The sequence below is a fragment of the Mycobacterium terramassiliense genome (assembly GCF_900157385.1).
GTDB classification, from domain to species: Bacteria; Actinomycetota; Actinomycetes; order Mycobacteriales; family Mycobacteriaceae; genus Mycobacterium; species Mycobacterium terramassiliense.
This window is the reverse complement of record NZ_LT717700.1, coordinates 905,711-919,978: the sequence shown is the minus strand read 5'-3', so window position 1 is coordinate 919,978 and position 14,268 is coordinate 905,711. Positions and strand designations below refer to the sequence as shown.

Here is a 14,268-nt window from a genome sequence, read left to right as displayed (position 1 = left end):
CTGAGCCGATGCCCCAGGACGCGGTCACGGTCGTGCTGCCGTGTCTCAACGAGGAAGAGTCGCTGCCGGGGGTGCTGACGGCGATCCCGGCGGGTTATCGGGCGCTGGTGGTGGACAACAACAGCACCGACGGCACCGCGGCGGTGGCGGCCCGGCACGGCGCCCGGGTGGTCGCCGAACCGCGGCCGGGGTATGGCGCCGCGGTGCACGCGGGCGTCGTCGCCGCGACCACCCCGATCGTCGCGGTCATCGACGCCGACGGCTCGATGGACCCCGGTGACCTGCCGCGGCTGGTGGACGCGCTCGACCGGGGCGCCGACCTGGTGATCGGCCGGCGCCGACCGGTGCCCGGCCTGCACTGGCCGTGGGTCGCCCGGGTCGGGACCGTCGTGATGAGTTGGCGGCTGCGCACCCGCCACGGGCTGCCGGTGCACGACATCGCGCCGATGCGGGTCGCTCGCCGGGAGGCGCTGCTGAATCTCGGTGTCGCCGATCGGCGTTCGGGCTACCCGCTGGAACTGTTGGTCCGGGCGGCTGCCGCCGGCTGGCGCGTGGTCGAGCTCGACGTCAGCTACGGCCCGCGCACCGGCGGCAAGTCGAAGGTGAGCGGTTCGCTGCGGGGCAGCGTCACCGCGATCCTGGACTTCTGGAAGGTGATTTCGTGACCGCCCTGGCGGTGACCGTGCTGGTGGTCGCCAAGGCGCCGGAGCCCGGACGGGCCAAGACGCGGCTCGCGGCGACGGTCGGGGACCGCGTCGCCGCCGACATCGCCGCCGCCGCGCTGCTGGACACGCTGGACGCGGTGGCCGCCGCGCCGGTCGTGGCGCGGGTGGTTGCCCTCACCGGCGATCTGGATGCCGCGGCCCGCGCCGCCGAACTCCGGCAACGGCTCGAGTCCTTCACCGTGATCTCGCAGCGCGGCAACGACTTTGCCGACCGGCTCGCCAACGCCCACGCCGATTCGGGCTCGCGCTCCGGGGGGCTTCCCGTCCTGCAGATCGGGATGGACACCCCGCAGGTCACCGCCGAGCTGTTGGCCGACTGCGCGGGCCGGCTGCTGGACGCGCCGGCGATCCTGGGCTTGGCCGACGACGGCGGCTGGTGGGCGCTCGGGGTGGGGGTGCCGGCGATGGCCGAATGCCTGCGCGCCGTGCCGATGTCGCGGCCCGATACCGGCGAGCTTACGCTGAAGGCTTTGCGCGACAACGGGATTGACGTGACGGAGGTGCAGCAACTGGCCGACGTCGACGTCGTCGACGACATCGCCGTGGTCCGCGACGCCTGCCGGCCGGCGAGCCGCTTTGCGCGGGTCACCCGCGCGGCGGGGCTCTGAGCCAAAGCTTGTCGTGTGCATCCTGGGCTTTGCGTGTGCTTCCAGGGCTGAGAAATGGGCCGAATCCGGCCGTCAGCGCACACTGAAATCCCTGACGGCACACTCGTAGCCGCCGGTGCACGCGCTACCAGTTGGTGACGATGACGGTGTTCACCAGCAGGGCGCCAATGGCGTTGACCGCCAGCCACAGCCGGTGTGACCGGACCGGCAGCAGCGCCGGCGCCGCGGTGAGCCAGATGGTGAACGGCAGCCAGATCCGTTCGACCTCGGCCTTGCTCAGCATGCTCAGGTCGGCGAAGACGATGGCGGCCAGCGTCGCCAGCAGCACCAGGGACAGACCGGAACGGCGCCGGACGGCGGCCCGGTCGAACAGCCGGGCGATCCCGGCGACGGTGCCCAGCCCGATCGCGCACACCACGCACGCCAGGTTGGCCCAGCTCCAGTACTGGAATGGCCGGTCCTTGGCGATCCCCTGCCAATAGCGTTGCTGCGCAAGGGTATAGCCGTCGAACCAATAGAACCCCGCCACGGCGAACGCCACCGCCACCGCCAGCGAGCTCAGCGCCGCGGGGCCCAGCGCGCGCAGCACCGCGCGCCAATCGGACGCCGAAACCAGCACGGCCAAGGCCGGCAGGCCCAGCAGCGCCAGGCCGTAGCTGAGGAAAACACTCCAGCCGAGCAGCAGGCCGGCCCCCGCCGCGACGAGCGCGGGGAACCGGACGCGGCGGTGTACCGCCACGGCCAACAGCGCCAGGCCCCAGGCCGCGACCCCGGCGAAGTATCCGTCGGCCGAGACGGCGACCCAGATCGCCGTCGGCGCGACCGCGACGAACGGCGCGGCCAGCCGGGCCGTTGGTTCGTCGGCGAGCGCGCGTACGGCGACCACCACGGCCGCCGCCGCGCTGGAACCCGCCAGCAGGCACAGCAGCCCCGCCCAGGCGCCGCCGTGCAGCCCGATCCGATCCAGCCACACGAACGTCAGGAGCGCGCCCGGCGGGTGGCCCGAGACGTGGGTGGTCCACGAGTTCGGTTGGTAGTCGACGATGCGGCTCGAGAACGAGCGGACGGCGGCCGGGATGTCGGTGATCGTCGGCACCTGCGACAGGTACTCGTCGCGGGTGGTCAATCGCCCGGCGAAGCCACGCTGCCAGCCGTCGATCATCGCCAGCGCAAACGCCCACGCGCAGGCGGTGCCCCACGTGCCCAGCGTCAGCGCCCGCCACGAAAGGCGTTGCGCCACAGCGGGTCCCCACACGACCGCGGCCACGGCGATCAGAATCGCGGGCCCGGTACCCCAGCTGGCGTGGGGCTCCCACGCCCCGAAGATCGGCGAGGCCCCGGCGTGGGTGCCGAACCGCTCCTGGCCCACGTCCAGCCGCGGCCGCACGCCCCAGTGCAGGCGCGGCAGCACGAACGCCGCCGTCACCAGGAGCGCCCCGACCGCGACGGCTGCCAACTCCCGTCGCGCGACCCTCACGATCGATCAGCCTATTGATCGCCCGCGCCGGCGAACCGGCGCACCAGCGCAGCCCGGTCCACCTTGCCGATGCCGCGGCGCGGCAGCGCCTCGACGACGTGCAGCTCGCGTGGCGCGGCGGTGGCGTCCAACGTGCGCGCCAGGTGGGTTCGCAGCGCCCGCAACGTCGGCGCGGCGCTGCCGTCTCGCACGACGATCGCGGCGACCACCCGCTGCCCCAGCCGGTCGTCGGGCAGACCGAACACCGCGCAGTCGCCGACCGCGGGGTGGGTGCACAGCGCGGCCTCGACCGGGCCCGGCAGCACGGTCAACCCGCCCGTACTGATCGCGTCGTCGGCGCGGCCCAGCACGGTCAGCGTCCCGCCCTCGTCGAGGGCGCCCAGGTCGTCGGTGCGGAACCAGCCCGGCTCGGCGAACGGGTCGGGGTCGACCGGGTTGCGGTAGCCCTTGGCCAGCGTCGGGCCGCCGATGACGATGCGGCCGTCGCCGCGAACCCGGACCAGCACCCCGTCCAGCGGGACACCGTCGTAGACGCAGCCGCCCGCGGTCTCGCTCATCCCGTAGGTGCGGACCACCGCGATGCCCGCCGCCGCGGCGGCGTCCAGGACCGGTCGGGGCGCCGGCCCGCCGCCCAGCAGCACGGCGTCCAGTTCGGCGAGCGCGGCCGCGGCCGCCGGGTCGGCCAGCGCCTTGGCCAGCTGCGCGGCGACCAGCGAGGTGTAGCGCCGGCCGGGGCCCAATCGCCTTACCGCACCGGGCAATTCGCTGACATCGAAGCCGGCGGCGACGTCCAGCTCGACCGGTGTCGAGCCGGCCAGCGCGCTGCGCACCAGCACCTGCAGGCCCGCGATGTGGTGGGGCGGCAGGGCCAGCAACCAGGCGCCCGGACCGCCGAGGCGGTGGTGAGTGGCGGCGGCGCTGGCCGTCAGCGCGGCGGCGGTCAGCAGCGCGCCCTTGGGCGCACCGGTGGTTCCCGACGTCGTCACCACCAGGGCCACGTCGTCGTCGATCGGCTCGCCCACTCGCAGGGCGCGCGGCGTGCCGTCGTCGCCGGGCGGCAGCGCGACCAGCGCGGGATCGCGGCCGTCCAGCACCCGTTCCAGGGCGGGCAACAGCACCGCGGCGGCGCAACCCGATGGGACGCCGAGCGCACCCAGGAGGGCTATGCGGGGTCCTCGGCGTCCCGGGCCTCGTCAAACGGCCAGCCCTGGGCGGCCAATCGCTCCCGCACCCGCTCGACGTCTTCCGGCGCCGGCAACTCGTCGGTGATCTGCGTGATCGCCACACCGATGTCGATGTGGTCGAACTCGCCACGCTCCATCAGCTCGCAGGCCACGGCCACGGCCTCGTCGTTGCTCAACCGGCGGGTCAGCAGCGCCAGCACGGCGAAGGTGTCGGTCGGCGGGACGCCCTCCGGGTACCCAGCGCGCAGCCACGAGACGATCGAACTCAGGAATCCGTTCACTTCGCAATCCCTCCCCGTGGGGCCCCGGCTGGGTGGACGATTCGATGCTACTTGTGGGGCGGCTTGGCCCCGAGGAAAGGCTGCCCGATCTGGTGCGCGACGAAGTCGCGGGAGATGTAGAGCAGCGCGAAGGCGATCACCGCGACCACCACCGCGTAGATCACCCACGCCATCGCCAGCAGCGCGGGATTCTTGTGCGGTGAGCCGCCGTCGATGCTGACCTGTCCGCCGCCGATGGCGTGCAACCGCAACCCGAGGGCGAAGACCCCCGGCAGCGCCGCGCCGGCCAGCATGCTGAAGAGCAGGATCTTCAGGGAGGCCTGGTAGTTGAACCAGTCGCCGAAGTGGCTCATGAGGGGTTCCCCGCGATCACCGTGTCGTCGTCCGAGCCGGACCGGGGCGAGGCCCCGGTGCCGACCTTGGGCTTGGTATCGGAGGGCGGCTGTTCGTCGGAGCCGTCCAGGCCGGCGGTGAGGCTGCCCTCCCATTCGGCGTTGACGTTCTTGTGGTCGACCTTGACCCGCCGCGACCGGATGTAGATGACCGCGGACACGGCGACCAGCAGCCCGAAGCCGATGATCGCGCCGGGGTACCCGCCGATGAGGTGCACGGTCCAGTAGGTGATCGCGCCGACCAAGCCGGCCGACGGCAGCGTGATCAGCCACGCGACGGCCATCCGGCCGGCCACGCCCCAGCGCACCTCGCCGCCGGGCTTGCCCAGCCCGCTGCCCAGCACCGAACCGGTGCAGACCTGAGTGGTCGACAGCGCGTAGCCGAAGTGGGTCGACAGCAGAATGACTGCGGCCGAGGACGATTCGGCGGCCATGCCTTGTGGCGACTTGATCTCGACCAGACCCTTGCCCAGGGTGCGGATGATGCGCCAGCCGCCCAGGTAGGTGCCCGCCGCCATGGCCAGGGCGCAACAAACGATCACCCACAGCGGCGGCGCCGCGTCGGTCTTGCTGACCGCGCCGTAGGACATCAGCCCCAGGAAGATGATGCCCATCGTCTTTTGCGCGTCGCCGGTGCCGTGCGCCAGGGAGACCAGCGACGCCGAGCCCCACTGGCCGTACCGGAACCCGGACTCGGTGCGCTTGGTCGGGATGCCGCGGGTGATCCGGTACACCAGCCAGGTCGCGATCGCCCCGACCAGGATGGCCAGGATCGCCGCGACGACGGCCGGGATGAGGACCTTGGACACCAGGCCCTTCCAGATCACCCCGTGCGCGCCCACCGCGGCGAGCGTGGCGCCGACGATGCCGCCGATCAGCGCGTGCGACGAACTCGAGGGGATGCCCAGGAGCCAGGTCAGCAGGTTCCAGACGATCCCGCCCACCAGGCCGGCAAACACCAATTCCAGCGTCACGATGTGCCCGTCGATGAGGCCCTTGGCGATCGTGGCCGCGACCGCCGTCGACATGAACGCGCCCACCAGGTTCAGCACCGCCGACAGCGCGACGGCCGCCTTCGGCGCGAGCGCGCCGCTGGCAATGGACGTCGCCATCGCGTTGCCGGTGTCGTGAAAGCCGTTGGTGAAATCGAAAGCGAGTGCCGTGATTACGACAATTATGAGGAGGAACAAATCGATGTTCACAGCGCCTGATTCTCGTAGTAGGGGGCTTAAATTGTCGAATGGTGGGGTGGCCAAAATGCAGGTGTACCTTGACTTGTCGTCAGATGTTAGCCGTTAGTTAACCTGCCGTTCCCTCAATCCCCGCGGGTGTCGCGGCGCAGCGGGTGATCCCCCGGGACCTCGACGAAAATCAACGTGATGCCGTCCGGGTCGGTCACGTGCATCTCGCGCAGGCCCCACGGTTCGCGGCGCGCCTCGCGGGCGATCGGGACCCCCCGGCCCTGCAGCTCGGCCTGGGTCGCGGCGACGTCGCGGACCTGCAGCCACAGGGCGCCGGGAAAGGGACCTCGGGAATGGTCGGGGGAGCCGTACCCGGCCAGCTCCAGCAAAGACTGGCCCGCAAAAAACACGGTGCCCGCCCCGTATTCGCGGGCAATCGCCAGCCCGATCTCGTCGCGGTAGAAGCTCAGCGACCGTTGATAGTCCGCCGGCCGGAGCAGCATCCGGCTGGCGAGGATCTCCATAGCGTCGTGTCTATCACGTCGTCGGCGGGTTTCGGCTCAAGTACCGGCTTCACGGTTGGGCTGGATGCTCTGCCGCTGCATGAGGGTGTTAACCCACCGGGGCCCGAACGTGTCCAGCGCCTTGGCCGCGATCGCCATCCGGGGCGCGATCCGCACCGGCCGGGTGCGCGCCGCGGTGACCATCCACTCGGCGGCCTCCTGCGACGTCAGCGCGGGCATGCCGTCGTAGGCCTTCGTCGGCGCGATCATCGGCGTGGCCACCAGCGGGTAGTACAGCGTCGTGGAGTGCACGCCCCTGCGGCCCCACTCGGTTTCGACGACCCGGCTCACCGTCGACAGCGCGGCCTTCGACGCGTTGTAGACGGAGAACAGCGGCGACGCCTCCGACAGCACGCCCCACGTCGAGACGTTGATGATGTGGCCGTCGCCGCGCTCGAGCATCCCGGGCGCCAGCCCGCGGATCAGCCGCAGCGGCGCGTAGTAGTTGAGCACCATGGTCCGCTCGACGTCGTGCCAGCGTTCCAGCGAGTCGGCCAGCGGCCGGCGGATGGACCGGCCGGCGTTGTTGATCAGGATGTCGACGCCGCCGAGGCGCTTCTGGACATCGGCCACCAGCGCGTCGACGGCGCCCATGTCCGAGATGTCGCACGGGATCGAGATCGCGGCCCCGCCTTCCCTGGTGATCCGGTCCGCCACGGAGTCGAGCAGGTCCTGGCGGCGGGCGACCACGACCACCGTCGCGCCTTCGCGGGCCAGCTGCTGGGCCCCGGCCTCGCCGATGCCCGACGACGCCCCGGTCAGCAGGATCCGCTTGCCGTCGAGGTCGACCGGCTTCATCGCGGGCCGGTTGACCAGGATCTGCGGCGACGCGGGCGGTCGCATGGTCGCCAGCACCAGCTGGTCTCGGAACCTGCCGAGGGGACTCTTGCTCACGGGGTGAGTCTAGGCGGGCGCCCGACGGGCACTCAGAAGTAGCGCGGGAACGGCGTCCAGTCCGGCGGCCTCTTCTCGAGGAACGCGTCGCGGCCCTCCACCGCCTCGTCGGTCATGTACGCCAGCCTCGTGGCCTCCCCGGCGAACAGCTGCTGGCCCACCAGCCCGTCGTCGAGCAGGTTGAACGCGAACTTCAGCATGCGTTGCGCCTGAGGGGATTTCGCGTTGATCCCGGCCGCCCATTGCACGCCGGCCCGCTCGAGTTCGGCGTGCGCCACGACCTCGTTGACCGCACCCATGCGGTGCATCTGCTCGGCGGTGTACTCCCGCCCCAAAAAGAAGATCTCGCGGGCGAACTTCTGGCCCACCTGCCGGGCCAAATACGCGCTTCCGTAACCGCCGTCGAAGCTGCCGACGTCGGCGTCGGTCTGCTTGAAGCGCGCATGCTCACGGCTGGCCAGGGTGAGATCGCACACCACGTGCAGGCTGTGGCCGCCTCCGGCGGCCCACCCGTTGACCAAACAGATCACCACCTTGGGCATGAACCGGATCAGCCGCTGCACCTCGAGGATGTGCAGCCGCCCGGCGCGCGCGGCATCGACGGTGTCCGCGGTTTCCCCGCTGGCGTACTGATAGCCGGCCCGCCCGCGGATGCGCTGATCGCCGCCGGAGCAAAACGCCCAGCCGCCGTCCTTGGGCGACGGGCCGTTGCCGGTCAGCAGCACCACCCCCACGTCGGGCGACATCCGCGCGTGATCCAGCGCTCGGTACAGCTCGTCGACGGTGTGGGGCCGAAACGCGTTGCGCACCTCGGGGCGGTTGAACGCCACCCGCACGGTGGGGTCGTCGACGTGGCGGTGATAGGTGATGTCGGTCAGGTCGCCGAACCCGTCGACGGGCCGCCAGGCTTGCGCATCAAAGGGGTTGGCACTCAAGGCTGTCGAACTCCGTCCTTGCTGATGGTGAGGTCGCCGCAGCTGATGGTCTGCGCGGAAACCACGGCGGGGTCCTGCGCCGAGGAGGCCGTCAGGGTGTCGGATTGTCCGATGGTAGCCAGCGTGCCGTTGAGGTCGATCTCGGTGCGGCGCACCGTCCACTGGCCGTCCTGATCCGATGCCCGCAACCCGACGAGATGACGGCCGGGCATCGGCGGGCCGAGGTTGCCACATCCGATTCCGGTGCCGTTGCCACGCAGGTCCTGCAGGTCGAACAGGAACGGTGCGCCCTGGTTGTCGGAGACGGTCTGTAACCGGCAGTCGGCGAACACGTACAGGTGCGCGCCGCGGCCGTCGCTGACGATGATCTGGTGCTGCCCGTCCTGCTGGGCATCGATTGCCAAGGCGGTCAAGGGGATTGGGCTAGCCGACGGCACCTGCACGTCGGAATTGGCGCCGCTGGCCGTCGTGACGCCGACGACCCGGGCGGTGCGGCCCGAGTCGTCGCGAAACTGCCCGACCCACAACGTGTCCGGCTGGCCGTCCCAGTCCAGATCGCCGACCTTCCGCTCGGCCGCGCCGGCCGGGGCGGGCGTGCCGCCGGGCGCGCAGCCCGTCGTGGCCGACGACCGCGGCGCGGGCCCGCACAGGCAGGCGGCCACGAGCAGCGTCACCGCAAGCGCTACACGCCGCACTACACCGGGTCCAGTCGGAACACCGCGCAGCGGCCCGCCAGCGCTTCGAATTCCTCGGGCCGGCCGTCGGTGATCAGTCCCGCCCGCTTCATGAACCCGACACCGGTGGGCACCTCGGTCGGGAAGGCCCGCAGAATCGGCCGGGCGTCGTCGGGTGAGAGCTCCACCATCCGCACCGTGCGGACGTGGCGGCCGCGGGCGAGGGTCGCCCGCTCGGCGGCCCGCGCGTTGGCCACCCAGTCGGCACCGGGAAACCCGGCGACGACGAACTGTTTCCCGTCGACGGTCATCGGGGTCACCGGCGTCGAGCGGTCCCGTCCGGACTTGCGCCCCTTGACCGTCAGCACGACGGGGCTCTCGCCGCCGAAACTCATTCCGAGCCGCGACATCTGGATGAAGACCTTGTTGGCCGGCTTCAGCCACCACGGCGGCCGGACCCGTTTGTCACTGCCCACGGCAGCGACGTTACCTCCCAAACGCCTCCACACCATGGGGCTGGGCCTCCGTCGTGCCGAGGGCGTCCAGCTTTTCCAGCGCTTCGGCGTCCAGGGTGACGTGCGCCGCGCCCAGGTTTTCCTCGAGGTGCCCAACGGATCGCGTGCCCGGAATCAGCAACGTGTTCGGCGCGTGCGCCAGCAGCCAGGCCAGGCCGACCTGGGCGCCCGTGACGCCGAGTGCGCCGGCGATCTCGGCCACCACCGGCTGGTCGGCGACCTTCGCAAAGCCCGGGAACGACGAACCCAGCGGGAAGTAGGGCACCCAAGCGATGCCCTCGGACCTGCACAGGTCCAGGGTGGCCTCCTGCGAGCGGTCCAGCACGCTGTAGGCGTTCTGCACGCAGACGATCCCCGCGGGCAACGCGCGCCGCACCACGTCAAGGGGGACGGCGCTGATGCCGATCGCGCCGATCTTGCCCTCGTCGCGCAGCGCGATCATCTCGGCGAGCTGGTCGTCGACGTCCACGCTCTGGTCACCCTCGGCGGCGATGCCGGGGCCGAGGTCCATGCGTCGCAGGTTGACCACCGGAACGCGGTCCAGGCCGAGCTGGCGCAGGTCGTCTTCGACCGCGGCGCGCAGCTCCGCGGGCTTCTGCGCGGCGGCCAGCGGGATGGGTTCTCCACCCGTGTAGCGCGCACCGACCTTGCTGACGATGACGAGGTCGTCCGGGTAGGGGGCCAGCGCCGCCCGGATTCGGCGGTTCACCTCGCCGGGGCCGTAGAACGACGCGGTGTCGATGTGGTTGACGCCAAGCTCGACCGCGCGCCGCAGCACGCCGGCCGCGTCCTGCGGTGTGGCGTCGAACAGCTGCATCGCGCCGTAGCCGATGCGGTCCACGGTGGGGAAGGTTGTCATGGTGCTCCCGTCTGACACACTGGCAATGATGCGGAGGACCCTCCGCTTGCCTGGAGCGTAACAGAAACGGAGGATCCTCCGCTTTGGCCGAGCCGAGCCGGTCCGACGCGCGCCGCAACCGCGAAAAGCTACTCGAGGTGGCCACCGCGGCGTTCGCCGGCGCGCAGGGGCGGCCGGTGTCGCTGGAGTCGATCGCCCGGGACGCCGGCGTCGGGATCGGCACGCTTTACCGCCATTTCCCGAACCGGGAGGCCCTCGTCGAGGCGATCTACCGCGCCGAGCTCGCCGAGGTGGCCGCGGCGGCCGAACAGCTGCTCGAGCGGCATCCGCCCAGGACCGCCCTGCGGCGCTGGATGGACCGCTACGCAAGCTTCGTGGCCGCCAAGCGCGAGATGGCCGAGTCGTTGCACGCGATCTTCGACTCCGGTGCGATGCAGCCCAGCCAAACGCGCGACAGCATCGTCGGCGCCGTCGACAGCCTGCTGCGAGCCGGCGCCGACGACGGCAGTTTGCGCCCCGATGTGCAGGCCGACGACGTGGTGTCCAGCCTGATCGGCATCTTCATGGTCAGCGGTTCGCCGGAGCAGACGGGCCGCCTGCTGGACCTCTTGGTGGCCGGCATCGCGGCCCGAACGTGACAGCACAGTCACGCTGGGCCTCGAACGTGACCGCAACGTCACGCTCGGGGCACAACTAGCCGACCGCGCGGCCGGCGCCCTCCCAGAACTGCGCCCGCACCGACTTCTTGTCCGGCTTGCCGAGGCCGGTCAGCGGCAACGAGTCGACGACCACCACCCGCTTGGGTGACTGCACCGACCCCTTGCGCTCCTTGACCGCGGCCTGGATCTCGGCGGTCATGGCCTCGATCGCGGCGCCGTCGCGCGGCGCGTCGGCGCGCAGCACCACCACCGCGGTGACGGCCTCGCCCCACTTCTCGTCCGGGGCGCCCACGACGCACACCTGCGCGACGGCCGCGTGCTCGGCCACGACGTCCTCGACCTCGCGGGGGAACACGTTGAAGCCGCCGGTGACGATCATGTCCTTGACCCGGTCGACGATGTAGTAGAAGCCGTCCTCGTCCTCGCGGGCCATGTCGCCGGTGCGCAGCCAGCCGTCCTTGAACGTCTTGGCCGTCTCGTCGGGCAGGTTCCAGTACCCGCCGGCCAGCAGCGGCCCGCTGACGCAGATCTCGCCAGGCTCGCCCTGCGGCACCGGCTTGTCGTCCTCGCCCAGCAGCGCCACGCGGGCGAACAGCGTGGGGCGCCCGCAGGAGGTGAGGCGCTTCTCGTCGTGATCCTTCTTGGACAGGTAGGTGATGGCCATCGGCGCCTCGGACTGCCCGTAGTTCTGGGCGAAGATCTTGCCGAATCGGCTGATCGCCTCGGCCAGCCGCACCGGGTTGATCGCCGACGCGCCGTAATACACGGTCTCCAGCGACGAGAGGTCGCGGGTGTGCGAATCCGGGTGGTCCATCAGCGCGTACAGCATCGACGGCACCAGGAACGTCGCCGTAATCCGCTTCTCCTCAATGGTTTTCAGCACTTCGGCGGGGTCGAACTTGGGCAGCACGTACATCTGGCCGCCCTTGACCAGCGTGGGCAGGAAATACGCCGCCCCGGCATGCGACAGCGGCGTGATCATCAAAAACCGTGGCTCCTCCGGCCAGTCCCATTCGGCCAGCTGGATCATCGTCATGGTCGAGATGGACTGCGCGGTGCCCATCACGCCCTTGGGTTTGCCGGTGGTGCCGCCGGTGTAGGTCAGGCCGATCACCTGATCGGGCGGCAGCTCCTTGGCGGTCAGCGGCTGCGGGTCGTACTTCGCCGCCTCGGCCGACAGATCCACCGCCACACCGCTCAACGCCTCGGGCACCGGGCCGATGGTCAGGATCTGCTTGAGCGACGGCACCTTCTCCAGCAGCCCCAGCGCGCGTTCGACGAACATCGGGTTGGGGTCGATGATCAGCGAGCTGATGCCGGCGTCGGTCAGCACATAGGCGTGGTCGTCCAGCGACCCGAGCGGGTGCAGCGCGGTGCGCCGGTAGCCCTGGGTCTGCCCGGCGCCGATGATCATCAGCACCTCGGGGCGGTTCAGCGACAGCAGCCCGACGGCCACGCCCGTGCCCGCGCCCAGCGCCTCGAACGCCTGGATGTACTGGCTGATCTTGTCGGCCATCTGACCGCCGGTCAGCGTGGTGTCGCCCAGGAAGAGCACCGGCTTGTTCTTGTGGCGCTTGAGCGCGCCCACCAGCATGTGGCCGTTATGGGTCGGGTAGCGCAGCAGATCGTCACTCATGGGGCAAGACTAGAACGTGTTGCAATTCCGGTCAGCCGGACCCTGCTACCACTACGATCGCTGCCTATGGCCGCCGCCGATCTCGTCATCACCGGGACCGTGCTGACCGTCGACGAGGCGCGCCCCACGGCCGAGGCGCTCGCCGTGGCCGACGGCCGCATCGTCGCCGTCGGCACCCGCTCGGACGTAGCCGGCCTCATCGGCCCGAACACCCGGTCCATCGACGTCGGCGACGGCTGCGTCATGCCGGGATTCGTTGAGGCGCACGGGCATCCGCTGATGGAGGCCATGGCACTGTCGGACCGGATCGTCGATATCCGCCCGGTCACGCTGCCCGGCCCCGACGACGTGGTCGCGGCGATCCGCCGCGAGGCCGGAAAGCGGGGAGCCGCCGGCGCCTACCTCAACGGCTGGGATCCGCTGCTGCAGAACGGGCTTCCCGACCCCACGCTGGCCTGGCTCGACGACGTCGCGCCGGACGGGCCGCTGGTGATCATCCACAACTCCGGGCACAAGGCCTTCTTCAACTCGCAAGCCGCACGGCTCAACGGGCTGACCCGCGACACCCCCGACCCCAAGGGCGCCAGCTACGGCCGCGACGCCGACGGGGACCTCGACGGCACGGCCGAGGAGATCGGCGCGGTGTTTCCGCTGCTCGCCGGGGCCATCGCGCCCGGCGACTACCCGGCGATGCTGCGCGCCGAGTGCGCCCGGCTCAACCGCGCGGGGTTGACCACCTGCTCGGAGATGGCCTTCGACCCGGCGTTTTTGCCGCTGGTCGAGCAAGTGCGCGACGACCTGACGGTCCGGTTGCGCACCTACGAGATCTCCAACCCGCAGATGCACACCGACGCCACCCCCGGTCAGGGCGATGACATGCTGCGCCAGGTCGGCATCAAGATCTGGGTGGACGGCTCACCGTGGGTCGGCAACATCGCGTTGTCGTTCCCGTATCTGGACACCGAGGCCACCCGCGCCATCGGCGTGCCGCCCGGTTCCTGCGGCCACGCCAACTACACCCGCGAGCAGCTGGCCGAGATCGTCAACGCCTATTTCCCGCTGGGCTGGCCGATGGCCTGCCACGTGCAGGGCGACGCCGGCGTGGACACCATCCTGGACGTCTACGACGAAGCGCTCCAGCGCCATCCGCGCCCCGACCACCGGCTGCGCCTCGAGCACGTCGGCGCCATCCGGCCCGAGCAACTCCAACGGGCCGCCGACCTCGGCGTCACCTGCAGCATCTTCGTGGACCAGATCCACTACTGGGGCGACGTCCTCGTCGACGGCCTGTTCGGGCCCGAGCGCGGATCCCGTTGGATGCCGGCGGGTTCCGCGGTGGCCACCGGCATGCGGATCTCGTTGCACAACGACCCGCCGGTCACGCCCGAGGAGCCGCTGCGCAACATCAGCGTGGCCGTCACGCGCACGGCGCCCAGCGGCCGGGTGCTGGCGCCCGAGGAGCGGCTGACCGTAGACCAGGCGATCCGCGCGCAGACCCTCGACGCCGCCTGGCAGCTGTTCTCCGACGACGTGATCGGCTCGCTGGAGGTCGGCAAGTATGCGGACCTGGTGGTGCTCTCGGCCGATCCCCGGACCGTCCCGCCGGAGCGGATCGCCGACCTCGAGGTGCGCGCGACGTTTCTGGCGGGCCACCAGGTTCACGGCCAGTGAGGCCGCCTTTATCC

The 14,268-nt window shown here is 70.9% G+C and carries 16 protein-coding genes; 4 read left to right on the top strand and 12 right to left on the bottom strand.

Features of this window, described 5'->3' with window-relative positions:
* Positions 1–8: 8 nt before the first annotated feature.
* Both MTAB308_RS12515 and MTAB308_RS12510 read left to right on the top strand, forming a co-directional pair.
* Positions 9–665 carry a glycosyltransferase family 2 protein gene (locus MTAB308_RS12515; RefSeq protein WP_077099703.1) on the top strand — a complete coding sequence of 219 codons (657 nt, stop codon included), beginning with the start codon at positions 9–11 and terminating at the stop codon, positions 663–665.
* Entirely contained in the window at positions 662–1,333 is a 672-nt protein-coding gene (locus MTAB308_RS12510; RefSeq protein WP_077099702.1) for a TIGR04282 family arsenosugar biosynthesis glycosyltransferase, read from the top strand. The genes MTAB308_RS12515 and MTAB308_RS12510 overlap by 4 nt, the downstream gene beginning before the upstream one ends.
* 124 nt (positions 1,334–1,457) lie before the next feature.
* On the opposite strand, the gene MTAB308_RS12505 is transcribed toward MTAB308_RS12510, so the two are convergent.
* The 11 genes from MTAB308_RS12505 to MTAB308_RS12455 all read right to left on the bottom strand — a co-directional run bounded on the left by MTAB308_RS12505 (position 1,458) and on the right by MTAB308_RS12455 (position 10,288).
* Entirely contained in the window at positions 1,458–2,810 is a 1,353-nt protein-coding gene (locus tag MTAB308_RS12505) for a hypothetical protein (protein ID WP_077099701.1), read from the bottom strand.
* 11 nt (positions 2,811–2,821) lie between these two features.
* Complete coding sequence (gene menE / locus MTAB308_RS12500) at positions 2,822–3,904, bottom strand: o-succinylbenzoate--CoA ligase (RefSeq protein WP_245831412.1); 1,083 nt, start codon at positions 3,902–3,904, stop codon at positions 2,822–2,824.
* Between the two features lie 68 nt (positions 3,905–3,972).
* Complete coding sequence (locus MTAB308_RS12495; protein ID WP_077099699.1) at positions 3,973–4,275, bottom strand: DUF3349 domain-containing protein; 303 nt, start codon at positions 4,273–4,275, stop codon at positions 3,973–3,975.
* Between the two features lie 47 nt (positions 4,276–4,322).
* Positions 4,323–4,628 (bottom strand): hypothetical protein, encoded by a 306-nt coding sequence (locus tag MTAB308_RS12490; protein WP_077099698.1) that lies wholly within the window; start codon positions 4,626–4,628, stop codon positions 4,323–4,325.
* On the bottom strand, positions 4,625–5,869 hold the full coding sequence (locus tag MTAB308_RS12485; protein ID WP_077099697.1) for an inorganic phosphate transporter: 1,245 nt from the start codon (positions 5,867–5,869) through the stop codon (positions 4,625–4,627). Before MTAB308_RS12485 ends, MTAB308_RS12490 begins: the two co-directional genes overlap by 4 nt.
* 113 nt (positions 5,870–5,982) lie before the next feature.
* Positions 5,983–6,372 carry a VOC family protein gene (locus MTAB308_RS12480; RefSeq protein ID WP_077099696.1) on the bottom strand — a complete coding sequence of 130 codons (390 nt, stop codon included), beginning with the start codon at positions 6,370–6,372 and terminating at the stop codon, positions 5,983–5,985.
* 36 nt (positions 6,373–6,408) lie between these two features.
* Positions 6,409–7,305 (bottom strand): SDR family oxidoreductase, encoded by an 897-nt coding sequence (locus tag MTAB308_RS12475; protein ID WP_077099695.1) that lies wholly within the window; start codon positions 7,303–7,305, stop codon positions 6,409–6,411.
* Between the two features lie 32 nt (positions 7,306–7,337).
* Entirely contained in the window at positions 7,338–8,240 is a 903-nt protein-coding gene (locus MTAB308_RS12470) for a 1,4-dihydroxy-2-naphthoyl-CoA synthase (RefSeq protein WP_077099694.1), read from the bottom strand.
* Positions 8,237–8,914 carry a hypothetical protein gene (locus MTAB308_RS12465; protein WP_245831383.1) on the bottom strand — a complete coding sequence of 226 codons (678 nt, stop codon included), beginning with the start codon at positions 8,912–8,914 and terminating at the stop codon, positions 8,237–8,239. Before MTAB308_RS12465 ends, MTAB308_RS12470 begins: the two co-directional genes overlap by 4 nt.
* Before the next feature lie 20 nt (positions 8,915–8,934).
* Positions 8,935–9,426, bottom strand: coding sequence for a nitroreductase family deazaflavin-dependent oxidoreductase (locus MTAB308_RS12460; RefSeq protein ID WP_077099693.1), 492 nt, complete (start codon positions 9,424–9,426; stop codon positions 8,935–8,937).
* Positions 9,401–10,288, bottom strand: a complete 888-nt coding sequence (locus MTAB308_RS12455; RefSeq protein ID WP_077099692.1) for an aldo/keto reductase — start codon at positions 10,286–10,288, stop codon at positions 9,401–9,403. Before MTAB308_RS12455 ends, MTAB308_RS12460 begins: the two co-directional genes overlap by 26 nt.
* An 83-nt stretch (positions 10,289–10,371) precedes the next feature.
* Here MTAB308_RS12455 and MTAB308_RS12450 point away from each other — a divergent pair, with 83 nt between their 5' ends.
* Positions 10,372–10,926 (top strand): TetR/AcrR family transcriptional regulator, encoded by a 555-nt coding sequence (locus tag MTAB308_RS12450; protein WP_077099691.1) that lies wholly within the window; start codon positions 10,372–10,374, stop codon positions 10,924–10,926.
* A gap of 55 nt (positions 10,927–10,981) precedes the next feature.
* On the opposite strand, the gene fadD8 is transcribed toward MTAB308_RS12450, so the two are convergent.
* Positions 10,982–12,583 carry a fatty-acid--CoA ligase FadD8 gene (fadD8, locus tag MTAB308_RS12445; RefSeq protein WP_077099690.1) on the bottom strand — a complete coding sequence of 534 codons (1,602 nt, stop codon included), beginning with the start codon at positions 12,581–12,583 and terminating at the stop codon, positions 10,982–10,984.
* Between the two features lie 66 nt (positions 12,584–12,649).
* Here fadD8 and MTAB308_RS12440 point away from each other — a divergent pair, with 66 nt between their 5' ends.
* Positions 12,650–14,254: an amidohydrolase gene (locus MTAB308_RS12440; protein WP_077099689.1), complete on the top strand. Its 1,605-nt coding sequence runs from the start codon at positions 12,650–12,652 to the stop codon at positions 14,252–14,254.
* The last annotated feature ends 14 nt before the right edge of the window (positions 14,255–14,268 follow it).